Genomic DNA, 25,867 nt, shown 5'->3' on the forward strand with positions numbered 1-25,867 from the left:
GTGTTCGGCGACTTGTGGTTTGGCGCTGGTAAATGCCGGTGCATGAGCGTAACGGAGGGCCTTCGGGTGCGCGGAATAGTGGTGGTCTGTCCCGAGGGCGAGCCCACACTCCCGGACATCGACGACGTCGAAATGGTGCGCGTTCCGAGCCGCCCTGGCAAGGCGGATATCGACCCCTTGCTGGGGGAACACGATCACCTGGTGGTCGCGGGCACCGACGCGGACCTCGCGGCCGTCGCGCTGCGGCTGTTACGAAAAGAACAGCTCTCGGGCGTGTCGCTCGGATTCGTGCCGTCGTCGCCGGACTCCGACGTCGCCCGCATCTGGAGCCTGCCGACGCAGCCGCTGCGTGCCCTCTCGCTCGCCCTCCGTGGTGAGGTCGATCCGGTGCCGCTGATCCGCGACGACAACGGCGGGGTGCTGGTCGGGCGGGGGGTGATCGGGATGATCCGCGGGGTGGCCTACTGCGACGAGCACACCGTCCTGCGCGGGCCCGCGCGCTCGATCGAGGTCGAGCCGGACGCGAGCGGACCGGGGCTGATGGTCCGGGTGACCAAGGGGACGCTGTTCAAACGGCCTTCGACGCAGTACGCGCGGGCGTTCCAGCTCGGCTGCATCCCGACCCGGCCGAGCAGCGACGGCGTCGTCCATCCGCGCGCGATGAGCCGCTGGACCTGGTACCGGCACACCGAGGACCTCCGGCTGGTCCGCGGCCTGGACTAGGCGCTAGCCCGTTCGGCCCAGAACCATCAGCTGGACTTTCCGAAAATTTTTCGGCGGCGTACACCGGGTCCTACCTGCTCGTGACACCCTCCGTTCACGAATAGCCAGCAGAGTGTCATCCGATGGTGTTGCGTGGGTCATATCCGTCCCGCATGGTGACCAGGTCCCCAAACCTGACACGGAGGCGGCAATATGCCAACCGCGCTTGCTGTTCGTCGCTCCTTCACTGTTCTCGCCGTCTCGGCGATCGTCTCGGCGGGCGTCGCCGGTGTCGCCGAAGCGACGCCCCCTGGCATCCCCTCGGCCGACACCGCCAAGACCCAGCTGGCCGCGCTGACCGTCAAGCCGGACGGTTCGTCCACCGGGTACAGCCGCGACAAGTTCCCGCACTGGTCCGACCAGGGCAACAGCTGCAACACCCGTGAGGTCGTGCTGAAGCGGGACGGCACGAACGTCCAGCAGGACAGCAGCTGCGCCGCCGTCTCCGGCAGCTGGTCCAGCCCGTACGACGGCGCCACCTGGACCGCGGCGTCCGATGTGGACATCGACCACGTCGTGCCGCTCGCCGCCGCGTGGCGCACCGGGGCGTCGTCGTGGACCACCTCGCAGCGGCAGGCGTTCGCGAACGACCTCAGCGCGCCGCAGCTGATCGCCGTCACCGACAACGTCAACCAGGAGAAGGGCGACAAGTCGCCGGACGCCTGGAAGCCGCCGACCGTCGGCTACTGGTGCACCTACGCGAAGATGTGGACCACGGTGAAGTACAAGTACAAGCTCTCCATCAAGTCCGCGGAGAAGACCGCGCTGACGGACATGCTCAACCGCTGCTAGACCTGGTCGATCCGTGAGGGCCTCCTTCACTACCTTGAGGGTAGGGAAGGAGGCCTTCACGGACTTTCGGGGCTGTCAAGCGGAAAGGTGGGACGTTTCGCGGGCTGGGAGCCGGGCTCAGTATGTGGGCGGGCCTCAAGGTCGTGATTAGCGTGAATCGGGCAGGCGCAAGCAGCAGTGCAATTCCCAAAAACGCGCCCCCCGTTCCCCGCTGGAGGCCACCCGGTGTCCCGTACCGCCGCCACTTCTTTACTCGCGCTCACCGCACTTTTCGCCACCGCCTGCTCTTCCGCGGGCGGTTCGACGGGTGCCGACGCCGGGCCGCCCAAACCCGGCGGCACGTTGCGCCTCGGGATCTCGTCGAGCCCGGACTGCGTCGATCCGCAGCAGGTCGGCACCAACGCGTCGCTCAACATCGGCCGTCAGCTGGTCGATTCGCTGACCGACCAGGATCCGGCCACCGGTGAGATCAAGCCGTGGCTGGCCGAAAAGTGGGAGAGCAACGCCGATTCGACCGCGTTCACCTTCCACCTGCGCGACGGCGCGACCTTCTCCGACGGCAGCCCTGTCGACGCCGCCGCGGTCAAGACGAGCTTCGACGCGATCAAGGCGCTCGGCCCGAAATCGCAACTCGGCTCCGGCTATCTGGCCGTCTACAAGGGAACGACGGTCGCCGGCCCGAAGACGGTCAAGATCGAGTTCTCCGTTCCCAGCGCGCAGTTCCTGCAGGCCAGCTCGACGATGTCGCTCGGCGTCCTCGCGCCTGCCGCGTACAAGAAGACTCCCGATCAGCGCTGCCAAGGCGACGGGCTGATCGGCTCGGGCCCGTTCGTCTTCGAAAGCCTCAAGCAGAACCAGGAAATCGTCCTCGCCAAACGCAAGGGTTACCGCTGGGGTTCGTCGCTGTTCAAGCACCAGGGCGAGGCATATCTCGACAGGATCGCCTACAAGATCGTGCCGGAACCCGGCGTGCGCACCGGAAGTCTCGCTTCGGCGCAGCTCGACGCCATCACCGACGTCCAGCCCGTCGACGAACCGCAGTTCACCGGCAACGGGTTCACCGAGCCCACCCGACCGAATCCCGGTGTGGTGTTCAACCTGCACGCCAACGTCACCAAGGGCGTGCTCACCGACGAAAAGGTCCGCTGGGCGGTGGTCAAGGGCATCGACCGCCCCGAGATCACGAACACCGTGCTGACACCGAACTACAAACCCGCCACCAGTATTCTCGGCTCGGCGACGCCGTTCTACACCGACCTGTCGCCGCTGCTCGCCTACGATCCGGCCGGGGCGACGTCGTTGCTGGAGAGCGCGGGCTGGCTGCCCGGTCCCGACGGGATCCGGACGAAGAACGGGCAGCGGCTGACCGCCAAGGTCGTCTTCTCCCTGGTGTTCAACCAGAACAAGAGTGTGCTCGAACTCGTGCAGCAGCAGTTGCGCAAGATCGGCTTCGACCTTCAGATCGAACAGCGCACGACCGCCGAGAGCGTGCAGATCACGCAAAGCGGGAACTACGAGTACCTTTGGTACAACACCACCCGCGCCGATCCGGACATCCTGCGCAATCTGTTCTCCACCAAGGCGAACAACCGCAGCAAGCTGCCCGCGGACAACCCCGTCGACGCGCCGCTCGACGCGCAGTCGTCCACTGTGGACCCGGCGAAGCGGAAGCCAGCGGCCGAGGCGGCGCAGCGTGCGATCATCGAGCACGGCTACTCGGCGCCGGTGTTCGAGCTGACCCAGGTGCTGGCGCACGGGCCGAACGCGCACGGCGTCGGTTTCGAGGCGTCGTCCCGGTTGCAGCTGTTCGACGCCTGGGTGTCGGGCTCGTGAGGCGGTACCTGCTCCGGCGGATCCTGCAGGCGGTCTTCGTCCTGTGGGCCGCGTTCACCGTGTCGTTCGTGATCCTCTACCTCCTGCCGGGTGACGCGGTCAGCGCGAAGCTCGGCGGAGGTGAGGGCGGCCTTTCGGTGACGCCGGAGCAACTGGCCGCGGCGAAGGCGGAGTACGGATTCGACGACCCGTTGCCACTCCAGTACGGAAAGCGGCTGCTCGCCGCGCTGCAAGGCGACTTCGGCCGCTCCATCGCCACCGGGGACGACGCCACGAACATGGTCGTCTCCGCCCTGCCGCCGACCCTCGCGGTGACCGGATTCGCGCTGGTACTGGCGATCCTGTTCGGCGGCGGGATCGCGATCGCCGGCACCGTCACCCGGCAGCGCCGGCTGGGCGATCTCCTGCTCGCGTTGCCACCGCTGGGGATCTCGCTGCCGCCGTTCTGGGTCGGATTGTTGCTCATCCAGTTCTTTTCCTTCCAGCTCAAGCTGTTGCCAGCGTTGGGTTCGAACGGCTTCGAGTCGTTGATCCTGCCCGCGATCACCCTCGCCATCCCGACCGGCGCGATCATCGGGCAGGTGCTGGCGAAGAGCCTCCGCACGCAACTCGCCGAGCCTTACGCCGAGATCGCGCTGGCCAAAGGGGCGAGCCGATCGAGAGTCCACTTCGGACACCTCCTGCGCAACGCGGCGGTGCCGACACTGACCATCGCCGGGGTGGTCGCGGGGAACCTGATCGCGGGTTCGGTGATCACCGAGACGGTGTTCTCCCGTGACGGCCTCGGACGCGTGACGTCGTCGGCGGTCACCGCGCACGACATCCCGGTGGTGCAGGCGGTGATCGTGCTCGCCGCGCTGATGTTCGTCGGCATCAACCTGCTCGTCGACCTCGTCTATCCGCTGCTGGACCCGCGGATCCGACACCGGGAGACTGCCGATGCCTGACGTTCTCGTGCACACCAGGCGGCCGGGGCTGCTCCTCGCGATCGCCGTCCTGGCCTTCGCCCTGTTGGCGGCGCTCGTCCCCGGCCTTTTCACCGGGCAGGACCCGCTCGCCGGTGTCCCCGCGGAGAAGATGCAGGGCCCTTCGCTCGGTCACCTCTTCGGCACCGACGAAACCGGGCGGGACATTTTCGCGCGAGTGGTGCACGGCGCCGCGCTTTCGTTGCGGGCGACGGTGATCGCCGTCGTCGTCGCGCTCGTCGCGGGTTCCGCGCTCGGTCTGCTCGCCGGGTTCCGGGGCGGCGCCCTCGATTCGGCGATCATGCGCTGCGTCGACGTCCTGCTGGCGATCCCGTCGATCCTGTTGTCGCTGGCGCTGGTCACGGCGCTCGGCTTCGGTACGACCAACGTCGCGATCGCCGTCGGTGTCGCGAATCTCGCGCAGTTCGCCCGGCTGATGCGCGCCGAAGTGCTGCGTGTCCGCGGTGGCGTGTTCGTCGAGGCGGCCCGCGCGGGAGGCGTGCGCTGGACCGGGGTGCTCGGACGGCATGTGCTGCCCAACGCGCTCGGGCCGGTGCTCGCGCTCGCGACGCTCACCTTCGGCACCGCCGTACTGGAGGTGTCCGCGCTGAGCTTCCTCGGCTACGGCGCCACCCCGCCGACCCCGGAGTGGGGCTCGCTCGTGGCGGGCGGGCGCGGCTTCCTCGCCACCGCCTGGTGGATGACGACCTTCCCCGGACTCACCGTCGCGGCCGTGGTGCTGTCCGCGAACCGGCTGTCCAGAGCCATCGAAGGAGACGTGCGATGAGCGATCTGCTGACCATCCGCGACCTCGCGGTTTCCTACAAGTCCGTCCCCGCCGTGGCCGGCGTCTCGCTGTCCATCCACAAAGGACAGATAGTCGCGGTGGTCGGCGAGTCCGGCTCCGGCAAGAGCACGACGGCGCACGCGGCGATCGGCCTGCTGCCCCGCGGTGGGCGGATCGAACGCGGCGAGATCACCTTCGACGGCCGGGATCTCACGAAGCTCTCCGACCGCGCTTGGCGTTCCGTGCGCGGCCGCGAGATCGCGCTGGTCCCCCAGGATCCGACGGTTTCGCTCAATCCCGTGCACCGGATCGGCGATCAGGTCGCGGAAGTGCTGCTGATCCATGGCCTGGCGGACAAGCGAACCGCCGGCACGGAAGCGGTGAAGCTGCTACGCAAGGCCGGGATCTCGGATCCGGAGGCGCGGGCGCGGCAGTACCCGCACGAGCTGTCCGGCGGGCTGCGCCAGCGAGCGCTGATCGCCGCCGCACTGGCCGGACGGCCGAAACTCATCATCGCCGACGAGCCGACCAGCGCGCTCGACGTCACCGTGCAGCGGCAGATCCTCGACCACCTCGAAGAACTCGCCGCCGAAGCGGGCACCGCCGTCCTGCTGATCACGCACGACCTCGGCGTCGCGTCCGATCGGGCGTCGCGGATCGTGGTGCTGTCCCAGGGGACCGTGGTCGAGGAAGGAACGACCGGCGAAATCCTCGCGGCGCCGACGCGGGAGTACACGAGGAATCTGCTCGCCGCCGCGCCGAGCCTGTCCGACACCCCCTTGCGCGAGCCGAAACCGCCGTCCTCCGACGTCCTGGTCTCGGTCCGCGGCCTCGGCAAGGCCTTCGGGACCGTCCGCGCCGTGGACGGCGTTTCGTTCGACATCGCCCGCGGCCGGACGCTCGCGCTGGTCGGCGAGTCCGGTTCGGGCAAGTCGACCACCGCGCGGATGATCCTGCGGCTGGAGACGCCGACCGACGGCGTCGTCGAGTTCGACGGCGAGGACATCACGACGCTGCGGGGCGAGGAACTGCGACGGCTGCGCCGCCGGTTCCAGCTGGTGTACCAGAACCCATACGCGTCGCTGAACCCGAAGTTCAGCATCGAGGACGTCATCTCCGAGCCGCTGCGGGCGTTCGGCGTCGGCACGAAAGCGGAACGCCGGGCGCGGGCGGCGGAACTCGTCGACCAGGTCGCGCTGCCGTCTTCGGTGCTGAAGCGCAAACCCGCCGAACTGTCCGGCGGGCAACGGCAACGGGCGGCCATCGCGCGGGCGCTCGCGCTGCGCCCGGAACTGATCGTCGCCGACGAACCCGTGTCCGCGCTGGACGTCTCGGTGCAGGCGCAGATCCTGCGGTTGCTCGCCGGCCTTCAGGACGAACTCGGCCTGACGTATTTGTTCATCTCGCACGATCTCGCCGTGGTCCGGCAGATCGCGGACACCGTCGGCGTGCTCCGCGGCGGCGAACTCGTCGAACTCGGCCCCGCTCAGGACGTCCTCGAACGGCCGAGCGCGGACTACACCCGCGAGCTGCTCGCCGCGATCCCGGGCCGGAAACCGTTGGAGACACGATGAAATTCGGGCTTTTCTCCCTCGTCGCGAATCACCCCGACCCGGTGACCGGGGTGACACCGACCCAGCACGAACGGCTGCGCCGAGTCGTCGACGAAGCGATCTTCGCCGAGGAGCTGGGCTTCGACGCGTACGGCGTCGGCGAACGGCATGGCGAGCCCTTCCTCTCCTCGGCGCCACCGGTGATCCTGGCCGCGGTCGCCGAACGCACCCGGCGCGTCCGGCTGCTGACCACCTTGACCGTGATCAGCGTGCTCGACCCGGTCCGCGTCGCCGAGGACTACGCGACGCTCGACCAGCTTTCCGGCGGGCGGCTGGAACTCATGATCGGGAAGGGCAACGATCCCCGGCACTTCCCGCTGTTCGGCCTCGAAGAGGAACGGCAATGGGAGTACCAGGCGGAGAAGTTCGCCCTGCTGCGCAGGCTGTTCCTGGAGGAAGGCGTGACGTGGGAAGGCGAGTTCCGTGCGCCGCTGACCGACGTCACGACGCAGCCGCGGCCGTTCCACCCGCGGCCTCGGATCTGGCACGGAAGCGCGTCGAGCACCGAGTCGACCGAATTGGCGGCGAAGTTCGGCGACCCGCTGTTCACCGCGAACGGCTTCCACCCCAAGAAGAAGTACGCGGACCTGATCGACCACTACCGGCGTCGGTGGGCCGAGTACGGTCACGATCCGGCGGACGCGCTCGTCGGTTCGGGCGCGGGTGGGCTGTACGTCGCGAAGACCTCGCAGGAGGCGCTGAACGGCTACCGGCCGTATTTCGAGGCGCTGATGAAGACACCCGCGTATCAACACAACAAGTCGGAGTTCACCACGCTGGAGGACAAGATCGCCAACGGTTCCGCGCTGGTCGGAAGCCCGGAGCAGGTGATCGACAAGATCGGTGACTACCACGCGTCCTTCGGGCACGAGGCGCAGGCGGTCTCGGTGGACGGCCTGAAATCCGAGGAGGCACGGGAAGTCCTGGAGCTCTTCGCCTCCGACGTCATCCCGATCGTGCGGAAAGAGCTGCCCTCACAGGTGTGGGAGAGCTAGCACCTTCGAGAAGGTGCGCATCGGTGCCCCCAATGTCACATTGGAGACGCTCAGTGTCCCCAATGCGGCATTGGGAGCACCGGACCGCGGCGGCAGCGAGCACTCACGAGACGGCCAGCCGCAGGATTTCCCGCGCCACGATGTCGTTCTGCCGGAAGGGAATCGCGTTGGTCCGCGGCCGGGTGAACGCCCCGGCGGACCGCGCGGACGTATGCGGCCCGAGCGCGAACCGGCGCGGATGCGGACGGCCCTCGCCGTCGAGCATCCGGCCGTCGGAGACGCGGGTGTGGATGCGGCCGGCGAGCAGCCGGTCGCCGGTGACCGGGTCGGCCACGGCTTCCTCGCCGAGCGCGCCGCTGTCGCGCAACTGTCGCAAAAGGACATCGGACGCCCGGGTGATGCTCGGCTCGGGCAACCTTGCCTCGACGAGTGTCCGCGCCTCGGTCTCGCCGGGGAAGCTCGCGCCGGTGGCGACGAACGACCGGCGTTCCTCGTCGGCCGAAATCCGCATTTCGGCGCCCAGGAAGGAAACGAGGCCCGATTCCTGGAGTGCGAGCAGTTCTTCGAGCCGTCGCGGAGGCGGCCCGCTGGCGAAGTACGAGAAGAAACCGAGGAACCAACCGTCCAAATCGGACAGTTGCGAGGCCGCGTCGAGCCGTCCGGTCTGAATCAGCGCGGGAAGCTGGCCCATCACCGACAGAAGCGCCATGAACGCGCCAAGATCCGCGCTGTACTCCGAGTCCGACCGGCGGCTCAGGTCCGCTTCGACGTACTCGCGCAGTTCCTTGCCGTACTCCTCGGCGGTGCCGAATTCGGCGCCCGCCATCGGCCGGTCGAGCCGGTCCAGGTCGAGCCGGTCGTCCTGCGCCGGGACCGCCCGCGCCACCAGTGCGGCGAGTTCGTCCGGTGCCGCGTCCGCGAAAGCGTCGGCGAAGACGGCGAAGTCCATGCGCACCCGTTCGGGATGGGCGGTGAACAGTTCACTGTAGTACGCCCAGGCGATCTCCTTCGAGATCAGCGGCCAGACGTCGCGGCGGAAGTCGATCCGGCCGGGTACGGCGCAAAGCCTTTCGATGGCGTAGGCGTCGAAGAACCTCGGCAATCGCAACGGTTTCCCGCGCGAGCGGTAGCCGATTTTCGCGTGGTACGGCACTCCGCGACGGGAACCGATGTGCAGTACGGGCTCGGCGCCGCTGGGGTGATACTTCAACCCGCCGCACGCCTGCTCCTCGAAACGACCGCCGCGGCCTTCGGTCAGCAACAGCATCAGATCGACGAACGCGAGGCCGAATCCGCGCACCAGCACGGTTTCCCCCGGTCCGATCGCCGAATAGTCGACGTCGGCGGTGTAGCCGGCCGGGTAGTACGCGAGGTCGTGGCGGGCGGCGAAATCCGCGAGCGCCGTCTCGCGGTCGTCCGGTTCCGCGTCGAGATGCCCGACGGTGAACAGGACCGCGTCCACTTCGAGGGGCTCCGCGCGATCCTCCAGCCAGAGCGACTGCGGCTCGCCGTCTTCGAGCCGCACCGCGCGGGTCCGGTGCTCGACGACCTCGATCCCGGCCGGGAGTTCGGCCAGGACCTTGCGGTGGAACCAGGTGAGATACGCGCTCTGCAACCGTCGCGTCGGGAAGTGATCGTTTTGCAGCGCCTCGAGTTCGGCACGCAGCCTGTCGTCGACCTCGGCGTCGAGGGTGCCCGCGCGAACCAGCCGCGCCCATTCGATCAGCGAGGGCCCCGGCCGGATCGGACCGTCGATCTTCACGGTGTCGTCGGTGAAGACCGTGACGTCCTCGGGCATGGAGTTCATCCGCAGCAGCGGCGACTGCTCGAACCGCCAGACCCGGCCCGCCCCGGCGGGAAAAGGATCGATGAGATGCACCATCAGCCGCCGTCCGCCGAGCAGTTCGGCGGCGTTCGCGCCGAGCCGTTCGAGCACACCCACCCCGCGCGGACCGGCACCGACCACCGCGAGCACGTAGGGACGCTCTCCGGTACTCACGAGGCCGAAGCTACGCCCGGATTCCGGGGCGCGTCCGGCTTCTCAAAGAGCGGAACCGTCGCGCGGAGGCTCGGAAAGAAGGCTGAGCCGTTCACTCCTCCGGACGCAGGCCACTCAGCCATTCGGCCCAGCGTTTCCGCTGCGCTCCGTGGCGATCGGACACCTGCGGCGCGGGCTCATCCGGCCGGTCCCGGCCGCGCGGGGATTCCGGCCTCCGACGAGGCGGCCACAGCCGGATTTCACCGGCCAAAGGCACGAAAAAGACGAAAGCCGCAGGTCTGGACCTCGGTGTCGGCCATCGGGACATCTTCGCGAACGACCGTTCGTCCACGAAAAAGATCTCCAACTCCAGAAACCCGGCGAAAGAACCTAGCCAATCACCAACAGTCAGGAGACACTTACGTGAACGAATGACGCTTCGTGACGAGCTCGTGACCGCGTTACTCTCGGTCACGAGTTTGTCGCGTAATAAGGACCCTATTGGGGGCAACATGGCTTCGGCCGGACGGGTCACTTACCGAGAAGTGTTCGGGGTAGCCGAGTTCCGTTCGCTCTGGTTCGCCGAGCTGTTCTCGATCTTCGGCGATCAACTCGCCAGGGTCGCCCTCTCGGTCCTCGTCTTCACCGAAACCCGCTCCGCGACCCTGACCGGTCTCACCTACGCGCTGACATACGCCCCTTCGCTGCTCGGCGGAATCTTCCTCACCGGGTTCGCGGACCGGTTCCCCCGGCGAACCGTGATGGTGGTCGTGGACCTCTTACGGGCGGCGCTGATCGCGCTGGTCGCGATCCCGGTGCTGCCGTTCTGGGTCCTGTGCGTCCTCGTCGGCGCCGTCTCACTGCTGAACCCGCCGTTCAAGGCGGCGCAGCTGGCCTTACTGCCCCAGATCCTCGAAGGCGATCGCTTCGTCGTCGGCATGGCGATCCGCAGCATGACCGTCCAATCGGCGCAGCTGGCCGGGTTCGCGGGCGGCGGTCTCCTGCTGACCGCGCTCGAACCCCACATCGCCCTCGCGCTGGACGCGGTCACCTTCGTGATTTCGGCGGTGTTCGTCCGATTCGGACTGAAGTCGCGTCCGGCCGCGGCCACCGGCGAGAAGCGCAAGTCGTTCTTCGCGTCGATCGGCTCGGGCGGGAAGATCGTCTTCGCCAGCTCCGGGCTTCGCTCGCTGCTGCTGTTCACCTGGCTGATGGGCCTGCTGCCGGTGTACGAGGGCATCGCGGCGCCGTATGTCGCCTCGTCGGGCGGCGGCCCCGAGATCATCGGCCTGTTGCTGGCCGCCGATCCGATCGGCAGCGTGATCGGCGCGTTCATCTACTCGCGCTGGGTGCCGGCACACGTCCGGCCGAAGCTGATCGGGCCGCTTTCGGCGCTGACGGCGGTCCCGTTGCTGCTGTGCTTCCTGCAGCCGGGGCCGCTGTCGTCGATCTTGTTGTTCGTGCTCTGCGGCGCCTTCGGCACGGTGGCGCTGATGCAGGCGACCGCCTCACTGACGCTGGCCGTGCCGGACGAGAGCCGGGCACAGGTCATGGGACTTTCGAACACCGGCCTGACCACCACGATGGGCGTGAGTCCCCTGATCGGCGGCATCCTGGCCGATCAGGTGGGCCCGCAGTCGACCGTCGGCGTCTTCGGGCTTGCGGGATTGATACTGACCGTCCCGCTCGCGCTGAGCTGGTGGCGGACCCTCAGCCACGACCCCGAACGATGGCATGAGAAAGACGCCGCGCGCGCAGAACATTGAGGTGTTCCACGCGCCGGCCCGATCGCGCGGACGTCTGGCGCGCGCCCCAGTTCACTGATCCCTACCGGCCATCGCTGGCACCTTTCCCTCGACCTCTCAGAGAAAAGTACACACCTAGGGAGCTTGTCGACAGCCCGCAAGTCGGTAGAAGCTGTCCGTAAGTAGGGGGTTTCGGAGAATGACGCAAGAGTCAGGGGGAAAGATGATCACATCGGAGGAACGCGCTGGACATCGTTCGGCTCTCACGGTAGCGACGTGGGAGCTGTGGAAGAGGCCTCGACACTGGATCGCCTACACCGGGCTGTCCGTCGCGACGATGCTGGCACTGACGGGGGTCTTCGCCGCATCCATCGCCATCACGTCTTCGCAGGTCCTGCTGTGTTTCCTGCTCGCCGGGCTCGCCATCGCGCATACCGAGGCGACCCGCCGGATCGAGCGGCAGCGACGCAGCATGAGCGTCACCCCGCACATCAACATGACCTCGGTCTGGGTGCTACCTGGTGCGATTCTGCTTCCGCCGCAGTTGACGGCGCTTCTCGTAACCGTCATCTATCTCCACCTCGGATACCGCAGTTGGGCGGGCCTTCGCACGGTCAACCCCCACCGTACTGTGGCGAACGCCACATCGATGACGCTGACCGCGTTCGCCGCCTGGGCGGCCGTGCAGATCGTCGGCGCCGACGCGGCGTCGGTGACGTCGATCTGTGCCGCGAGCCTCGCCTTCTTCCTGATGAACGCCGTCTTCACCGGGACCGGCCTGTACTTCGCGGCGCCTGACAAGGCGACGATCCAGGCGCTCCTCGGCTCTTGGGACGACAACATCCTCGAAGCTTCGACGGTCTGCATCGGCGCACTGGTGCTCGCCGTCATGCCGCATCAGCCGGTGCTGGTGCTGCTCGTCTTCCTGCCGCTGTACCTGCTGCAGCGTTCGGTGCTGATCAAGCAGCTGGAAGAACTCGCCACCACCGATCAGAAGACCCAGCTGCTCAACGCCACGACCTGGCAGCAGGGCGCCGTCCGCGAGGTCGCCCGCGCCGAGCGCGAAAACGGCCAGTTCGGCACGCTGATGATCGACCTCGACCACTTCAAGAGCATCAACGACACCTACGGCCACCTGGCGGGCGACGACGTGCTCAAGGGGGTCGCCGCGCTGGTCAAGGCCGAAACGCGGACGCAGGACCTCGCCGGCCGCTTCGGCGGCGAGGAGTTCGTCGTACTCCTGACATCGTCGTCGAAGCGGGAGTCCGTCGCGGTCGCCGAGCGGATCCGGCAGCGGATCAGCGAAATGGTCATCAAGACCCAGGACAACGAGGGCAATCCCGTGGTCATCGAGCAGCGGACGGCGTCGGTCGGCGTCGCGAACTTCCCGCTCGACGGCCGGACGATGGAAGAGGTCATGGCCTCGGCCGACGCTTCCGTCTACGCGGCCAAACGCAACGGCCGGAACCGGGTCGTCTCGTCGCCGGACCTGGCGGCGGTCGCCGAAGTGGCTGAAAAGTCCCTGGAGGCCGTCGCGGCTTAACGCAGCCGCTCCATCACGTCGGCGGCCGCGGTCCGAAGGCGGACCACGCCCCCGACGGTGAATTCGGTGAGCAGGTCGATGAGCGCGTCCGCGTCGGGCGGCTCACCGTCCCAGCTCGCCTGGACGAGTGCCTCGGTCATCGCGAAGAACAGCGTGACCAGTGCCTTGTCCGCGCGCCCGGAATCGACGCCGTGGCTGGCCCAGCGCTGCCTGCTCGCCTCGGTGTAGACCCGCGCGAGCCGCTCACGAAGCCGGGTGAGGGCCGGGTCGCCCATGCGCTCGGCCTCGCGCAGCACGGGGAACGCCTCGGGATTCGCCGCGACGAAGGCGAACATGTTGGCGTAGTTGCCGCGCGCCCAGGAGCGGAGCTCGGGCTGCGAGAGATCGATGGCGGGCGCGCCGATCGCTTCGAAGGCCCGCTCCTCGATATCCGCCACGACCTGGGCGAACAGTGTCGTGCGGTCGCCGAACTGCTCGTAGACGGCCTGCCGGGAAACGCCGGCGCGCCGGGCGATCTGCTCGATCGTCGCGGCCTGCGCGCCGTGTACCGCGAAGACGCCGGCGGCCGCACTCAGCACCCGCGTGCGCTGCTCACCGAGCGGGAGTTTGCGGGGTCGCCCTCTCGGCGCCGGACTTGACATTGTGCGCCACCTCACTGACTCTCTTTTTCGACACGTCTGTCAAAAATGTTTGTGCTCAACGAGGAGCAAGCATGCGTCCAGGATCCCGGCGCGGTGTGTCCGCCGCCGTCTCAGCGGCCACCATCGCGGCCCTGCTGACCTTCGGGGCTCAGCAGGCCGGCGCCGCCCCGTCCTTCTACGATCCCCCGTCGCCACTGCCCGCGGGTGCTCCCGGCGACATCATCCGGCACGAACCGTCCACCTTCTACGTCGATCCCGTGAAACTCGTCAAGGCCGACGCGGACGTCCAGCGGATCATGTACCGCAGCACCGACACGCACGGCAAAGCCAACGCCGTGACCGGCACCGTCCTGACCCCGAAGAAAGCGTGGACCGGCGCGGGCGAGCGGCCGGTCATCGGCTACGCGGCCGGGACGCAGGGTGTCGGTGACCAGTGCGCGCCATCGAAAGCCCTCGCCGCGGGCATGGAGTACGAAGGCCCCTTTATCGCCGGACTTCTGCTTCGCGGCTACGGCGTCGTCGTCACCGACTACGAAGGCCTCGGCACCCCCGGCGTCCACACGTACGTCAACCGCGCCGCCGAAGGCAACGCCGTCCTCGACTCGATCCGCGCGGCACAGCGCCTGCCCGAAGCGAACCTGCCGGACAGCGGCCCCGTCGCGACCGCGGGCTACTCCCAGGGCGGCGGCGCGTCGGCGTCGGCCGCCGAATTGCAGCCGTCGTACGCACCCGAACTCAAACTGAAGGGCTCGTACGCGGGCGCCGTCCCGGCCGACCTGGCCGAGGTCGGCAAGAACATCGACGGGCACTACGCCTTCGGATTCCTCGGATTCACGCTGGTCAGCATGGACGCGGCCTATCCGGAGCTGAACATCCCCGCCCTGCTGAACGCGAAGGGCGTCGAAGCGTTCGAGAAGGTCAAGCAGGAGTGCACCGCGGACGCGATCTTCGCGCACGCGTTCACCCAGTCGAAGAATTTGACCAAGGACGGCAGGCCGCTGACCGCGTACCTCGGCGAAGAGCCGTTCAAGACGCGCGTCGGCGAACAGCTCATCGGGGCGCGAAAGCCGGGTGTGCCGACGCTGGTCGTTCACAGCGCTCTCGACGACATCGTCCCCTACGCGCAGGGGCGGACCATGGCGCGCTCGTGGTGTGCGAAGGGCGCGAAGGTGCAGTTCTCGACTTCGCTGGTTCCTACGCACGTCGGCGGAGCCATCAGGGCTTTCCCGGAGGCTTTCGCCTGGCTTGAGGGGCGCTTCGCGGGACTGCCTGCCGTGGGGAACTGCGGGCTGTTCTAGGGGTCACCAAGTGCTATGAAGGACGCTTTCATTGCAAATTTTGCAATGAAAGCGTCCTTCATAGCGCGCTACTTGAGGCCGGTGGCTTCCGCGGCGGCGGGGTCCGAGTCACTGAGGAACGTCCGGCACCGGTCGTACTCCTCGGTCTCGCCGATCTTGCCGGCGGCCTTGCCGAGGACGGCGAGGGCACGCAGGAAACCCTGGTTCGGGCGGTGCGACCACGGCACCGGACCGTGTCCCTTCCAGCCCGCGCGGCGAAGCTGGTCGAGGCCGCGGTGATAGCCGGTACGGGCGTACGCGTACGCGGCGACGGTCTCGCCGGCCTCCAGAGCCCTCTCGGCGAGGGCGGCCCACGCTTCGCTGTAGTCGGGGTGCTCGGCGGCGACGGCGGTCGGGTCGGTCCCGGCGTCCAGCGCCGCCTGCGCGGCGGTGTGCTCGGGGAGATGCGTCGGCTGGGGGCCGAGGAGGTTCGTCATACGGCCCATTGTGCCGACCCGCCTCCCCGAGGGCGGCCGCGCCCGCGATCAGCAGCGCTGTGACTAGAAGAACAGGCTCCCGAGAATGCCCCCACCGGCCAGCACCAGAGCGGCGACGAGGACCGCCGCGACGAGTCGTTTCGGCATCATGGCGGCACACCCTGCCCTGTTTCGCACGCCGACCGCAAATCCGCCACCCCTACGGGTGAACCCCGATTTTCGACCCCGAATGCCCGTCTCGTGACCTGGAGCAGGGAAGATACCCGCATGACAAAGGCGACAGAAGTGACCGGGGACCTTTCGCCGGGTGTCATCCCCCGCAGCCCCATCGCCAAGACGAGGCTGTTCTTCAAGCTCCACTGGCACCGCGGCGCACCGGGACAGGCGACGCCGGACTGGGTGCTGAACTTCTGCTACTCGATGTGGCTGGCGGCGTTCGCCTTCAAGATGGTGGGCTCGTCGTGGGACATGTCGTGGCATTTCATGTGGTTGCGGGACGACCTCGCCCCGCCGCACCTGATCAACACCGTCGGCACGGTGATCATCATGGTGCTGGTGGCGATCCACAGCTACACCGGGATGGGTGCCGACCGGCGTTCGCTGCGGTTGATGCAGATCGGGCTCGTGGTGTTCCTCATCGCGGCGCCGCTGGACGTCATCAACCACCGCGTCAACGGTCTCGACCTGACCGCGTGGAGCCCGTCGCACATGATGCTCTACATCGGCACGGGCATCATGCAGGCCGGCGTGATCATGGGCTGGCTGAAGTACGCCAAGCCCGGCCGGACGCGCACCGGTGTCCTCATCGGACTGTGGACGTTCTTCCTGGAGAACACGTTCTTCCCGAACGGCCAGCAGGAGTACGGCATCCTCGGCCTGCGCGCCTGGGAACGCGGCGCGCCCGAGGCCGAGCCGGAACTGCTGAACTTCGCCGCCGGCCAGATCGGGCATCCGGTCGACCAGGTGGCCGTCGAGTACTTCACGATGCCGATCGACGACTGGGTGTACCCGCTGTGGGGCATCGGCGTGATGGCCCTGATCTTCGCGCTGGCGCGGTACACCACCGGCTTCCGCTGGGCGGGGACGACGGTCGCCGCGGCGTACCTCGGCTACCGGCTGGTGATGTGGCCGCTGCTGCTCGGGATGGGCTTCCCGATCTCGACCGTGCCGTTCTACCTGCTGGCCGTCGGCCTCGCCGTCGACCTGGCGTTCCGCATCGGCCGCGGTCATCCGCTGCTGACGGCGGGCACCGGCGCGCTGCTGGTGACGGCGTCCGGCTACGGGATGCTGTGGGTGCAGTCGCAGTTCCGGCCGTGGATCCTCGGCGACGCGCATACGGAGTCGGCGCCGCCGGTGGCCTACTGGACGGCCGTGGTCTGCCTGGTCGGGGTCGGTGCGCTGTGGGCCGCCGCCGGACCTGGGACGCGAGCGGTGAACTCGCTGCTGGAGAAGCGCCGAGAGAAGACCACGCTCCCGGCCGCCTGAGGTTCTGAGTACGTGAAGACCCCCTTCACTGCGTTAGACGCAGTGAAGGGGGGCCTTCACGTACTTCTGCATTTAGAGGACTAAATGCGTACTGGTCAGAGCTTCTTGCCGGCGGAACCCAGCGACTGAGCGGCCTCGACGATGCGCGCGGCCATACCGGCCTCGGCGGCCTTCAGGTAGCTACGCGGGTCGTAGACCTTCTTGTTGCCGACCTCGCCGTCGATCTTCAGGACGCCGTCGTAGTTCTTGAAGAAGTGGTCCGCGATGGGCCGGGTGAAGGCGTACTGCGTGTCGGTGTCGACGTTCATCTTCACGACGCCGTAGGACACCGCCTCGCGGATCTCCTCCGGCAGCGAGCCGGACCCGCCGTGGAAGACGAGCTCGAACGGCTTCGAACCGGCCGGGAGGCCGAGCTTCTTCGACGCCGCCTCCTGGCCGCCCTTGAGCACGTCCGGGCGCAGCTTCACGTTGCCGGGCTTGTAGACGCCGTGCACGTTGCCGAAGGTCGCGGCCAGCAGGTAGCGGCCGTTCTCGCCGGAACCGAGCGCGTCGATCGTCTTCAGGAAGTCGCCCTCGGCGGTGTACAGCTTCTCGTTGATCTCGGCTTCGACGCCGTCTTCCTCGCCGCCGACGACGCCGATCTCGACCTCGAGGATGATGTTCGCGGCCGCGGCCTTGGCGAGCAGCTCCTGCGCGATCTCGAGGTTCTCGTCGAGGTCGATCGCGGAGCCGTCCCACATGTGACTCTGGAACAGCGGGTGCTGACCGTTCTTGACGCGCTCCGCCGAGATCTCGATCAGCGGCCGGACGAAGCCGTCGAGCTTGTCCTTCGGGCAGTGGTCGGTGTGCAGCGCGACGTTCACGTCGTACTTGGCGGCGACGACCTGGGCGAACTCGGCGAGCGCGACCGAACCGGTCACCATGTCCTTGACCTTCTGGCCGGAAGCGAACTCCGCGCCGCCGGTGGAGAACTGGATGATCCCGTCGCTCTCCGCCTCGGCGAACCCGCGAATGGCGGCGTTCAGGGTCTCCGACGAGGTCACGTTGATGGCCGGGTAGGCGAATTCGTTCGCCTTCGCCCGGTCGAGCATCTCCGCGTAGACCTCGGGGGTGGCGATGGGCATCGTTTACTCCTCCTCGAAGCAGGCTGGTGCACCTCTCGGCCGCATCGTACGAGGTCGGCCGGGAGGTGCCTACAGCCGTCGCGTCAGAGGAGGACGCCGGCGAGCGCCCGGTAGACCGGCAGGGGGTCCTGGTTCAGTACCTGGATGTTGACGTGGTCCGCCCCGGCTTCGAGATGCGCGGTGACGCCGCGGGCGACCGTCTCGGCGTCGCCGTGGACGGCCAGCGCGTCGACCAGCTTGTCGCTGCCCTCGCCTGCCAGGTCCTCGTCGGTGAAACCGAGTTTCCGCAGGGAGTTCGTGTAGTTGACGAGGCCGAGATAGAACTTGACGGTGCCCCGCCCGATCTCGCGCGCCTTCGCCGGATCGGTTTCGAGGACGACCTTCTGTTCGGGTGCGAGCAGCGGTCCTTCGCCGAGGATCTCGCGCGCCTGGCGGGTGTGCTCTGGCGTCATCAGGTACGGGTGGGCTCCCGCTGTGCGGTCTCCTGCGAGTTTGATCACCTTCGGGCCGAGGGCGGCCAGCGCGCGGCCCTCGACGGGCACTCCGGCGGCGTCGAGCGCGTCGAGGTACTCGACCAGCGCGGCGTACGGCTTCTTGAACTCCGCGGTGTGCTCCCGGTGCCCGGCGCCGATACCGAGCAAGAACCGGTCCGGGTGCTTCGCGGCGATGCGCTTGTACGACTCGGCGACCGTGGCCGCGTCGTCCTTCCAGATGTTGACGATGCCGGTGGCCACCTTGATCGTCTCGGTCGCGTCGAGGATTTCCTCCGCCTTCGCGAGGTCACCCGACGGCGAGCCGCCGAGCCAGATCGCGCCGTAGCCGAGTTTCTCCAGCTCACGGGCAAGGCCCGGGGTGAAAACGGATTCGTGCTGCCAGATGCCGATCCGGCCGAGTTCGATTCCCATGTACCGGGCCAACGCCGCGGACGGGCGATGTCTTCCCTTAAGTTCGGGGTATGGCGAAACTCGGCAACACCGACCTCGACGTCCGGGGCATCAACCTGGGCGGGAACGTTTTCGGCTGGACCGCGGACCAGGAGCAGTCCTTCGCCGTCCTCGACGCCTACACGGCGGCGGGCGGCAACTTCATCGACACCGCCGACCTGTACTCCAAGGGCGGCTCCGAGACGATCATCGGCGACTGGCTGGCCCGCCGCGGCCGCCGTGACGACGTCGTCATCGCGACCAAGACCGGCATGTGGGACGAGCGGAAGGGGCTGTCGGCGGCGAACATCGCGGCGGCGGCCGAAGACTCGCTGCGCCGGCTCCGCACCGACCACATCGACCTCTACTACGCGCACATCGACGATCCGGAGACCCCGATCGAGGAGACGTTGCGTGCCTTCGACGCGCTCGTGCGCGCGGGCAAGGTCCGCTACGTCGCGGCGTCGAACTACTCGCCCGAACGGCTGAGCGAGGCACTGTCCATTTCGGACCGTGAGGGGCTGGCGAAGTACGTCGCGCTGCAACCGCACTACAACCTCGTCGAGCGGGACTACGAGCGGGACCTGGCGCCGACGGCCGAACGCGAGAACCTGGCCGTCCTGCCGTATTTCTCGCTGGCCAAGGGTTTTCTCGCCGGGAAGTACCGGTCGAAGGACGATCTCGGCGACAGCCCGCGTGCCGCCCGCGCTTCGTCCTATTTGGACGAACGTGGCGAGCGGGTGCTCGCGGCGCTCGACGAGATCGCGGCCGCTCGCGGCGTCTCGGTCGCGGCCGTCTCGCTCGCGTGGCTGTTCGCCCAGCCGACCGTCACCGCGCCCATCGCGAGCGCTCGCTCGGTCGAGCAGCTGAACGACCTCCTGCCAGCCGTCGACCTGGACCTCATCCCTGCCGAGGTCGACGCCCTCACCACCGCCTCGCGCTGACGACCCCGCAATTCGTCACCTACTTGCGCACGCCCCCTCTCGCAAGTAGGTGACGAATTGCGTACTTACTTGTGGGTAGCTTACTCCGGGTAGGTTGGGGTACCGTCCGAAAGCCTTAGGGCTCGGACGAGGAGGCAACGTGGCCAAGAACAGCGTGAACGGCAAGGTCGTCCTGATCACCGGCGCCGCCAGGGGCATCGGCGCGGGGCTCGCCGAACGCCTGGCCGCGCAGGGCGCGAAGGTCGCCCTGGTCGGCATCGAAGCCAAGGAACAGCAGGCCGTCGCCGACAAAATCGGCCCCAGCGCCCACGCCTGGGAAGCCGACGTCACCAGCTGGGACGACCTCGAGCGGGCGACCGCGGGCGTCGTCGAGCACTTCGGCGGTATCGACATCGTCATCGCGAACGCCGGCATCGCGACCTCCGGTTTCGTCCGGTCGGTGGATCCGGCCGCCTTCGAAAAGGTCATCGAGGTCGACCTCCTTGGCGTCTGGCGCACCTTCCGCGTCACCCTTCCGCATGTCCTCGACCGCAAGGGCTACCTGCTCGCGATCTCCTCGCTGGCCGCGATCACCCACGCGCCCGGCATGGCCAACTACGCCGCCGCGAAGGCGGGCGTCGAGGCGTTCTGCAACAGCTTCCGCGCCGAAGTCGCCCACCTCGGCGTGAAGGTCGGCGTCGCGCACCCGACCTGGATCCGCACCGACCTCGTCGAGAGCGCCGACCAGCACCCCGTCTTCGGCAAGCTCCGCACCGGCATGCCCGGCCTGCTCGGCAAGACCTACCCGCTGTCCGTCGCACTCGACCACCTCCAGGCCGGGGTCAACAAACGCGCCCGCACCGTGCACGTGCCCCGCTGGGTCGGCGGCCTGAAGCTGATCCGCGCGTTCCTGCCGCCGATCATCGAGATCGGCGCGAAGAGCCGGATCAAGAAGGCCGACGCCGCCGCACTCGTGGACATCGAGGAGCGCGGCGCGTACGAATCTTCAATAACCGGTCAGGCAGGCCGGGCCGCCACACGGAAGGGCTGACGTATGTCCCGTCGCGACCAGATCCGCATGTCACCTGACGAACTCGCCGCGTACCTCGACGAGCAGAAGGTCATCAACGTCGCGACGATCGGCCCGAACGGCCGCCCGCATCTGGCACCGCTCTGGTACTACCCACACGAATCCGGCGTCGCGACCTGGACTTATGGCACGTCCCAGAAGGCGAAGAACCTCGAGCGCGACCCGCGCGCCACCGTGCTCATCGAGGACGGCGAAAGCTACGACAAGCTCCGCGGGATCTCTCTCGAAGCCGACGTCGAGGTCATCACCGATACCGCTGTGGTCACCCAGATGGGTATCAAGCTCATGCAGCGATACGCGGGCGCGAAGCCGGGCGATCCCGTCCCGGACGAGCTCGCGGGCTTCATCGGCAAGCAGGCCCCGAAGCGGATCGGGCTGATTTTCCGGCCGACGAAGATCGTGAGCTGGGACCACTCGAAGCTCGGCGGCACATACTGACGGGTAGGTAGTACTAGCAAGTAACTGTTACTTGAGGTAACGTCATCTGGGCACGAACGCCTCGAAGTGGAGGATTGCCAGATGACCGAGCGATTCAAGGTCGTGATCGTGGGCACCGGTTTTTCCGGGCTCGGCCAGGCCATCCAGCTCGAAAAGGCCGGGATCTCCGACTACGTGATCCTGGAGAAGGCGGACGAAGTCGGCGGTACGTGGCGCGACAACTCGTACCCCGGCTGCGCCTGCGACGTGCAGTCCCACATGTACTCGTTCTCGTACGAGCAGAACCCGGACTGGTCGCGGTCGTTCTCACCCGCCCCGGAGATCTTCCAGTACCTCAAGGACGTCACCGACAAGTACCGGCTGCGGCGCAAGATCCGGTTCGGCGTCGAGCTCACCGGCGCCACCTGGGACGACACCGCGCGCCGCTGGCACGTCCACACCAAGTCCGGCCAGGACATCGAGGCCCAGTTCGTCGTCTCGGGTGTCGGCGGCCTGCACATCCCGCAGGTGCCCAAGCTGCCGGGGATCGAGAAGTTCAAGGGCCAGACCTGGCATTCGGCGCAGTGGAACCACGAGTACGACCTGCGCGGCAAGAAGGTCGCCGTGGTCGGCACCGGCGCGAGCGCGATCCAGTTCGTCCCGAAGATCGCCCCCGAGGTCGACGAGCTGACACTGTTCCAGCGCACGCCGCCGTGGATCATGCCGAAGCCCGACCACGCCATGCCCGGCTGGGCCAAGACCGCGTTCCGCCGGATTCCCGGCGTGCAGCGGCTTTACCGCAACGCGCTCTACTGGTTCCTCGAAGTGCGCGCCGTCGGTTTCAACGGCCACCCCGCGATCATGAAGGCCGGCGAGGCGATCGCGAAACGCCACATCGGCAAGGCCATCAAGGATCCGAAGCTGCGCAAGAAGGTCACCCCCGACTACACCATGGGCTGCAAGCGGGTGCTGATCTCCAACGACTACTACCCGGCGATCAACCGGTCCAATGTGGACGTCAACACCGAAGGCGTGCGCGAGGTCAAGGCACACAGCGTCGTCGATGGGAACGGCGTCGAGCACGAGGTCGACGCGATCATCTACGGCACCGGCTTCAAGGTCACGGATGCCTTGGAGTACCTGGACATCACCGGCGTCGACGGCCGCGACCTCGCCAAGGAATGGGCCACCGAGGGGATGCACACGCACAAGGGCATCACCGTTTCCGGCTTCCCCAACCTGTTCTTCCTCCTCGGCCCGAACACCGCGCTGGGTCACAACTCCGTGGTCTTCATGATCGAGTCGCAGGCGCGGTACGTCGTCGACGCGATCGAACTCGCCTATTCGCGGGGTGCCGCCGCGCTCGACGTCCGCGCCGGCGTGCAGGAGAAGTTCCAGCGCGAGATCCAGGACAAACTCGTCAAGGGCGTGTGGACCCAGGGCGGCTGCAAGAGCTGGTATCTCGACGCGAAGGGCGTCAACCGGACGATCTGGCCCGGGTTCACCTGGCGCTACTGGCTCGAAACCCGCAAGGTCGACCCGAGCGACTACGAGCTCAGCGGGAGGTCGTCGTGACGGACCACGAACAGGTCGTCCTGCACGCGCGCGACGTCGAGTTCGACTGGGCGTCGCTGCCGATGCACTGGATCCCGGGCGAACCGCAGGCGACGCATACGATCAACGTGCTGCATCTGGCGCTGCCGGAGGGCGAGCGCTGGTTCGTCGAGGTGTTCAAGCAGGCCGTGCCGCTGATCCGCGACGAGCGGCTCAAGGAGGACGTCCTCGGCTTCATCGGCCAGGAGGCCATGCACGCCGAGGCGCACGACGGCGCCGCGGAACATCTCGAAGCGGCGGGCGTCCACGTGCGGCCGTACATCGCGCAGATGGAGTGGATGTTCCGCCGTCTGCTCGGCGATCGCGAGCTTTCCGCCAAGCGGCGCGAGGAATGGCTGATCGAACGGCTCGCCATCGTCGCCGCGATCGAGCACTACACCGCTTTCCTCGGCCAGTGGATCCTCGACGCCGAAGCACTCGACAAGGCGGGCGCCGACCCGACGATGCTGGATCTCCTGCGCTGGCACGGCGCCGAAGAGGTCGAACACCGTTCTGTCGCCTTCGATCTGTTCATGCACCTCGACGGCCGCTACACCCGCCGCGTGCGCAGCATGCTCGTGGTGACGCCGGTGCTCGCGTGGGTCTTCTTGCGGGGCACCAGGTTCCTCATGAAGAACGATCCGACGCGGCCGGGCAAGACGAGTTTCCGGACCTATCTGCGCGTGGCGAAGCTCGGGCTTCTGCCGTCGGGCAGGCAGTTGCGGCGCGAGATCCGGCCGTACTTCCGGAAGTCCTATCACCCCACGGAAACCGGCAACACCGATCAGGCCGTCGCGTACCTCGCGAGTTCGCCGGCCGCCTTGGCCGCCGACGAACCCCAGTGATGCCGCCGACGCCGCCGACCCGACCGCTGCGGCTCGACGGCAGCGAGCGGACCGACCGCGCGATGGCGGCGCTGACCGGTGTCGTCGCGCTGTACCGCAGGCTCAGCGGGGTGAGCGGCCGCCGTCGTCCGCCGGTGGCCGCCGTCGACCGTGATCTTCCGCTGGTCGTCGACGAAGTCCGTGCCGAAGCCGACGGTGTGGCCGGGCTGCGGCTGGTGCACGAACGCGGCGAACCCCTGCCGCGATGGCGGCCCGGCGCGCACATCGATCTTTCGCCGCGGCCGGGGCTGGTCCGTCAGTACTCCCTGTGCGGCGATCCGGAAGACCGCTCGGCCTACCGTGTCGGCGTCCGGTTGCTCGGCGAGGGATCGACGGCGGTGCACGCGCTGAAGAAGGGCGCCCGGATCACGGCGCGGGGCCCGCGCAACGCGTTCCCGTTCGTCGCGAGCCCGGCGTACCTGTTCGTCGCGGGCGGTATCGGGATCACGCCGATCCTGCCGATGGTGCGGCAAGCGGCGGCTTCCGGTGCGGACTGGCGGCTGGTCTACACCGGGCGCGACGAGGCTTCCATGCCGTTTCTGGACGAATTGTCCCGCTTCGGCGACCGTGTCCGGATTCGTCCGGACACGGACTACGGGATCCCCGCTTCCGGCGCGGAACTCCTTGAAGGAACACCCGAAGGCGCGCCGATCTACTGCTGCGGCCCGGTTCCGATGATCGTCGGTGTCCGGACGGACGCGGCGCTGCGTGCTTCGGGGCCGGTGTTCTTCGAACGGTTTTCGACGCCGCCGATCGTCGGCGGCGAGCCGTTCCGCGTCGAACTGGCCCGCAGCGGCAGGATTTTGGACGTACCCGCCGACCGGTCGACGCTCGACATCCTGCGCGAAACCGTGCCCGGCATCGCTTATTCGTGCCGTCAGGGGTTCTGCGGGACGTGCGAACTGCCGACGGTGACCGGCGACCGCGTCCGGGTCTGCGTCGAACGCGAGCCGGTCACCCTCGATCTCTGAGCTGTCAGGCTTCCTGGGGAATCCAGGAGCCGATCACGGGCTTGAACTCGCGGACGGTCCGCTCCGCGACAACACCTTCGAGGTGATACGGGTCCTTGTCGATGATCTCGAGCAGCGCCGCTTCGTCGGCCGCCTGGTACATCGAGATACCGCCGGAGCCGTCACCCAGCGGGCCGCCGAGCGCGACCACGCCCTGGTCGGCGAGGGCCGACAGGAATTCCCGGTGCCGGGGACGCACGTCCGCCAGCTTCTCCTGCACGTACGTGATCTCCACCAGGAACCAGGCCATCGACATCTCCAAGGTCGCTCCAACAGACGCCCCAGCTTCTCAGGAACCGATCAGGCAGGACTCCCGCCCCACCCGATACGCTGACCTGGCGCCACGCACAGGTTGTGCTTCAAAGGGGTAAATGAACAGGTAGGGGTACATGCTCGAGGGCAATGCGGAACGCAGTGTCGAGGCGACCCTCGGCCATCTGCGCACCATGGACGGACCGGTCACGCCACCGCCGCCTGCGGCACCGCTGACCCTTGAGGATCTCTATCGCCAGCACCGGATGCGGCTCGTCCGGCTGGCCATCCTGCTCGTGGACGAACCGGCGACCGCCGAAGACGTCGTCCAGGAGGCATTCACCGGGCTGCACCGCAACTGGGGGCGCCTGCGCGACGCCGCCGCGGCCGTCGGATATCTGCGCACCGCCGTGGTCAACGGATCACGCAGTGTGCTGCGCCGCCGCAAGACCGCCCGCGAGTACGTCGCGCCGCACGCCGTCAACGCGCGTTCGGCCGAAAGCCTCGCCATGCTGTCGAGTGAACATCAGGCCGTGGTGAGCGCTTTGTCCAAACTGCCCCCTCGCCAGCGCGAGGTTTTGGTCCTCCGTTACTACGGTGGGCTGAGTGAGGCCGAAATCTCCGAGGCCGCCGGGATTTCGAAAGGTACCGTTAAGTCAACCGCCAGCCGGGCGCTGGAGGCACTGCAGAAAGCGATGCAGTCGCCGAACTGACACCCGGCATTGATCTCGAGCGCTG

24 protein-coding genes are annotated in these 25,867 nt (G+C 67.8%); 18 read left to right on the forward strand and 6 right to left on the reverse strand.

The window, feature by feature from the left end; genetic code table 11:
- Window positions 1–42: 42 nt before the first annotated feature.
- The 7 genes from ACIHAO_RS00885 to ACIHAO_RS00915 all read left to right on the forward strand — a co-directional run bounded on the left by ACIHAO_RS00885 (window position 43) and on the right by ACIHAO_RS00915 (window position 7,747).
- Window positions 43–723 (forward strand): hypothetical protein, encoded by a 681-nt coding sequence (locus tag ACIHAO_RS00885; protein ID WP_396554138.1) that lies wholly within the window; start codon window positions 43–45, stop codon window positions 721–723.
- A 192-nt stretch (window positions 724–915) separates the two neighbouring features.
- Window positions 916–1,554 carry a DUF1524 domain-containing protein gene (locus ACIHAO_RS00890; protein ID WP_396554139.1) on the forward strand — a complete coding sequence of 213 codons (639 nt, stop codon included), beginning with the start codon at window positions 916–918 and terminating at the stop codon, window positions 1,552–1,554.
- Between the two features lie 225 nt (window positions 1,555–1,779).
- Window positions 1,780–3,387, forward strand: a complete 1,608-nt coding sequence (locus ACIHAO_RS00895) for an ABC transporter substrate-binding protein (RefSeq protein ID WP_396554140.1) — start codon at window positions 1,780–1,782, stop codon at window positions 3,385–3,387.
- Window positions 3,384–4,334, forward strand: a complete 951-nt coding sequence (locus ACIHAO_RS00900; RefSeq protein ID WP_396554141.1) for an ABC transporter permease — start codon at window positions 3,384–3,386, stop codon at window positions 4,332–4,334. Before ACIHAO_RS00895 ends, ACIHAO_RS00900 begins: the two co-directional genes overlap by 4 nt.
- Window positions 4,327–5,139, forward strand: coding sequence for an ABC transporter permease (locus tag ACIHAO_RS00905; RefSeq protein WP_396554142.1), 813 nt, complete (start codon window positions 4,327–4,329; stop codon window positions 5,137–5,139). Before ACIHAO_RS00900 ends, ACIHAO_RS00905 begins: the two co-directional genes overlap by 8 nt.
- The gene (locus ACIHAO_RS00910; protein ID WP_396554143.1) at window positions 5,136–6,713 is read left to right on the forward strand and encodes a dipeptide ABC transporter ATP-binding protein; all 1,578 of its coding nucleotides are present in this window, start codon (window positions 5,136–5,138) and stop codon (window positions 6,711–6,713) included. The genes ACIHAO_RS00905 and ACIHAO_RS00910 overlap by 4 nt, the downstream gene beginning before the upstream one ends.
- A complete protein-coding gene (locus ACIHAO_RS00915) occupies window positions 6,710–7,747 on the forward strand; it encodes an LLM class flavin-dependent oxidoreductase (protein WP_396554144.1) in 1,038 nt (345 codons plus the stop codon). Before ACIHAO_RS00910 ends, ACIHAO_RS00915 begins: the two co-directional genes overlap by 4 nt.
- A 103-nt stretch (window positions 7,748–7,850) precedes the next feature.
- On the opposite strand, the gene ACIHAO_RS00920 is transcribed toward ACIHAO_RS00915, so the two are convergent.
- Entirely contained in the window at window positions 7,851–9,746 is a 1,896-nt protein-coding gene (locus ACIHAO_RS00920; RefSeq protein WP_396554145.1) for an FAD/NAD(P)-binding protein, read from the reverse strand.
- Between the two features lie 491 nt (window positions 9,747–10,237).
- On the opposite strand from ACIHAO_RS00920, the gene ACIHAO_RS00925 reads away from it, so the two are divergent.
- Window positions 10,238–11,491: an MFS transporter gene (locus ACIHAO_RS00925; RefSeq protein WP_396554146.1), complete on the forward strand. Its 1,254-nt coding sequence runs from the start codon at window positions 10,238–10,240 to the stop codon at window positions 11,489–11,491.
- 202 nt (window positions 11,492–11,693) lie between these two features.
- Window positions 11,694–13,013, forward strand: a complete 1,320-nt coding sequence (locus tag ACIHAO_RS00930; RefSeq protein WP_396554147.1) for a GGDEF domain-containing protein — start codon at window positions 11,694–11,696, stop codon at window positions 13,011–13,013.
- On the opposite strand, the gene ACIHAO_RS00935 is transcribed toward ACIHAO_RS00930, so the two are convergent.
- A complete protein-coding gene (locus ACIHAO_RS00935; RefSeq protein ID WP_396554767.1) occupies window positions 13,010–13,591 on the reverse strand; it encodes a TetR/AcrR family transcriptional regulator in 582 nt (193 codons plus the stop codon). The genes ACIHAO_RS00930 and ACIHAO_RS00935 overlap by 4 nt on opposite strands.
- A gap of 134 nt (window positions 13,592–13,725) precedes the next feature.
- Between ACIHAO_RS00935 and ACIHAO_RS00940 the strand changes: the two genes are divergently transcribed.
- On the forward strand, window positions 13,726–14,952 hold the full coding sequence (locus ACIHAO_RS00940) for a lipase family protein (RefSeq protein WP_396554148.1): 1,227 nt from the start codon (window positions 13,726–13,728) through the stop codon (window positions 14,950–14,952).
- Between the two features lie 68 nt (window positions 14,953–15,020).
- Here the strand turns inward: ACIHAO_RS00940 and ACIHAO_RS00945 are convergent, their stop codons facing one another.
- The gene (locus ACIHAO_RS00945) at window positions 15,021–15,428 is read right to left on the reverse strand and encodes a DUF3151 domain-containing protein (RefSeq protein WP_396554149.1); all 408 of its coding nucleotides are present in this window, start codon (window positions 15,426–15,428) and stop codon (window positions 15,021–15,023) included.
- A gap of 267 nt (window positions 15,429–15,695) precedes the next feature.
- On the opposite strand from ACIHAO_RS00945, the gene ACIHAO_RS00950 reads away from it, so the two are divergent.
- Complete coding sequence (locus tag ACIHAO_RS00950; protein WP_396554150.1) at window positions 15,696–16,913, forward strand: hypothetical protein; 1,218 nt, start codon at window positions 15,696–15,698, stop codon at window positions 16,911–16,913.
- Between the two features lie 95 nt (window positions 16,914–17,008).
- Here ACIHAO_RS00950 and fbaA read toward each other — a convergent pair whose 3' ends face one another.
- Together fbaA and ACIHAO_RS00960 are read right to left on the reverse strand one after the other, a co-directional pair.
- On the reverse strand, window positions 17,009–18,037 hold the full coding sequence (fbaA, locus tag ACIHAO_RS00955; RefSeq protein WP_125790898.1) for a class II fructose-bisphosphate aldolase: 1,029 nt from the start codon (window positions 18,035–18,037) through the stop codon (window positions 17,009–17,011).
- A gap of 83 nt (window positions 18,038–18,120) precedes the next feature.
- Window positions 18,121–18,942, reverse strand: coding sequence for an LLM class F420-dependent oxidoreductase (locus ACIHAO_RS00960; RefSeq protein WP_396554151.1), 822 nt, complete (start codon window positions 18,940–18,942; stop codon window positions 18,121–18,123).
- Between the two features lie 50 nt (window positions 18,943–18,992).
- Here ACIHAO_RS00960 and ACIHAO_RS00965 point away from each other — a divergent pair, with 50 nt between their 5' ends.
- The 6 genes from ACIHAO_RS00965 to ACIHAO_RS00990 all read left to right on the forward strand — a co-directional run bounded on the left by ACIHAO_RS00965 (window position 18,993) and on the right by ACIHAO_RS00990 (window position 24,838).
- Window positions 18,993–19,904 carry an aldo/keto reductase gene (locus ACIHAO_RS00965; RefSeq protein ID WP_396554152.1) on the forward strand — a complete coding sequence of 304 codons (912 nt, stop codon included), beginning with the start codon at window positions 18,993–18,995 and terminating at the stop codon, window positions 19,902–19,904.
- A gap of 139 nt (window positions 19,905–20,043) precedes the next feature.
- Window positions 20,044–20,934 (forward strand): SDR family oxidoreductase, encoded by an 891-nt coding sequence (locus ACIHAO_RS00970; protein WP_125784817.1) that lies wholly within the window; start codon window positions 20,044–20,046, stop codon window positions 20,932–20,934.
- A 3-nt stretch (window positions 20,935–20,937) separates the two neighbouring features.
- Window positions 20,938–21,411 carry a pyridoxamine 5'-phosphate oxidase family protein gene (locus tag ACIHAO_RS00975; RefSeq protein ID WP_396554153.1) on the forward strand — a complete coding sequence of 158 codons (474 nt, stop codon included), beginning with the start codon at window positions 20,938–20,940 and terminating at the stop codon, window positions 21,409–21,411.
- 81 nt (window positions 21,412–21,492) lie between these two features.
- Window positions 21,493–22,965, forward strand: a complete 1,473-nt coding sequence (locus tag ACIHAO_RS00980; protein WP_396554154.1) for a flavin-containing monooxygenase — start codon at window positions 21,493–21,495, stop codon at window positions 22,963–22,965.
- On the forward strand, window positions 22,962–23,828 hold the full coding sequence (locus ACIHAO_RS00985; RefSeq protein WP_396554155.1) for a metal-dependent hydrolase: 867 nt from the start codon (window positions 22,962–22,964) through the stop codon (window positions 23,826–23,828). Before ACIHAO_RS00980 ends, ACIHAO_RS00985 begins: the two co-directional genes overlap by 4 nt.
- Complete coding sequence (locus ACIHAO_RS00990; RefSeq protein WP_396554156.1) at window positions 23,828–24,838, forward strand: PDR/VanB family oxidoreductase; 1,011 nt, start codon at window positions 23,828–23,830, stop codon at window positions 24,836–24,838. The genes ACIHAO_RS00985 and ACIHAO_RS00990 overlap by 1 nt, the downstream gene beginning before the upstream one ends.
- Window positions 24,839–24,842: 4 nt before the next feature.
- Here the strand turns inward: ACIHAO_RS00990 and ACIHAO_RS00995 are convergent, their stop codons facing one another.
- Window positions 24,843–25,127 (reverse strand): YciI family protein, encoded by a 285-nt coding sequence (locus tag ACIHAO_RS00995; RefSeq protein ID WP_396554157.1) that lies wholly within the window; start codon window positions 25,125–25,127, stop codon window positions 24,843–24,845.
- Window positions 25,128–25,266: 139 nt separating this feature from the next.
- Here ACIHAO_RS00995 and ACIHAO_RS01000 point away from each other — a divergent pair, with 139 nt between their 5' ends.
- Window positions 25,267–25,842, forward strand: coding sequence for a SigE family RNA polymerase sigma factor (locus ACIHAO_RS01000; RefSeq protein WP_007032484.1), 576 nt, complete (start codon window positions 25,267–25,269; stop codon window positions 25,840–25,842).
- The last annotated feature ends 25 nt before the right edge of the window (window positions 25,843–25,867 follow it).

Origin of the sequence: Amycolatopsis sp. NPDC052450, from assembly GCF_044547565.1 — a bacterium.
Taxonomy (GTDB): Bacteria; Actinomycetota; Actinomycetes; order Mycobacteriales; family Pseudonocardiaceae; genus Amycolatopsis.

Excerpts from the sequence above, each read along its gene's own strand:
- ACIHAO_RS00910 (WP_396554143.1), top strand. The coding sequence starts at position 5,136 with ATGAGCGATCTGCTGACCATCCGCGACCTCGCGGTTTCCTACAAGTCC.
- ACIHAO_RS00980 (WP_396554154.1), top strand. The coding sequence starts at position 21,493 with ATGACCGAGCGATTCAAGGTCGTGATCGTGGGCACCGGTTTTTCCGGG.
- ACIHAO_RS00960 (WP_396554151.1), bottom strand. The coding sequence starts at position 18,942 with ATGGGAATCGAACTCGGCCGGATCGGCATCTGGCAGCACGAATCCGTT.
- ACIHAO_RS00990 (WP_396554156.1), top strand. The coding sequence starts at position 23,828 with ATGCCGCCGACGCCGCCGACCCGACCGCTGCGGCTCGACGGCAGCGAG.
- ACIHAO_RS00965 (WP_396554152.1), top strand. The coding sequence starts at position 18,993 with ATGGCGAAACTCGGCAACACCGACCTCGACGTCCGGGGCATCAACCTG.
- ACIHAO_RS00930 (WP_396554147.1), top strand. The coding sequence starts at position 11,694 with ATGATCACATCGGAGGAACGCGCTGGACATCGTTCGGCTCTCACGGTA.
- ACIHAO_RS00925 (WP_396554146.1), top strand. The coding sequence starts at position 10,238 with ATGGCTTCGGCCGGACGGGTCACTTACCGAGAAGTGTTCGGGGTAGCC.
- ACIHAO_RS00885 (WP_396554138.1), top strand. The coding sequence starts at position 43 with ATGAGCGTAACGGAGGGCCTTCGGGTGCGCGGAATAGTGGTGGTCTGT.
- ACIHAO_RS00905 (WP_396554142.1), top strand. The coding sequence starts at position 4,327 with ATGCCTGACGTTCTCGTGCACACCAGGCGGCCGGGGCTGCTCCTCGCG.
- ACIHAO_RS00940 (WP_396554148.1), top strand. The coding sequence starts at position 13,726 with ATGCGTCCAGGATCCCGGCGCGGTGTGTCCGCCGCCGTCTCAGCGGCC.
- fbaA (WP_125790898.1), bottom strand. The coding sequence starts at position 18,037 with ATGCCCATCGCCACCCCCGAGGTCTACGCGGAGATGCTCGACCGGGCG.
- ACIHAO_RS00945 (WP_396554149.1), bottom strand. The coding sequence starts at position 15,428 with ATGACGAACCTCCTCGGCCCCCAGCCGACGCATCTCCCCGAGCACACC.
- ACIHAO_RS01000 (WP_007032484.1), top strand. The coding sequence starts at position 25,267 with ATGCTCGAGGGCAATGCGGAACGCAGTGTCGAGGCGACCCTCGGCCAT.
- ACIHAO_RS00995 (WP_396554157.1), bottom strand. The coding sequence starts at position 25,127 with ATGGCCTGGTTCCTGGTGGAGATCACGTACGTGCAGGAGAAGCTGGCG.
- ACIHAO_RS00950 (WP_396554150.1), top strand. The coding sequence starts at position 15,696 with ATGACAAAGGCGACAGAAGTGACCGGGGACCTTTCGCCGGGTGTCATC.
- ACIHAO_RS00890 (WP_396554139.1), top strand. The coding sequence starts at position 916 with ATGCCAACCGCGCTTGCTGTTCGTCGCTCCTTCACTGTTCTCGCCGTC.
- ACIHAO_RS00975 (WP_396554153.1), top strand. The coding sequence starts at position 20,938 with ATGTCCCGTCGCGACCAGATCCGCATGTCACCTGACGAACTCGCCGCG.
- ACIHAO_RS00915 (WP_396554144.1), top strand. The coding sequence starts at position 6,710 with ATGAAATTCGGGCTTTTCTCCCTCGTCGCGAATCACCCCGACCCGGTG.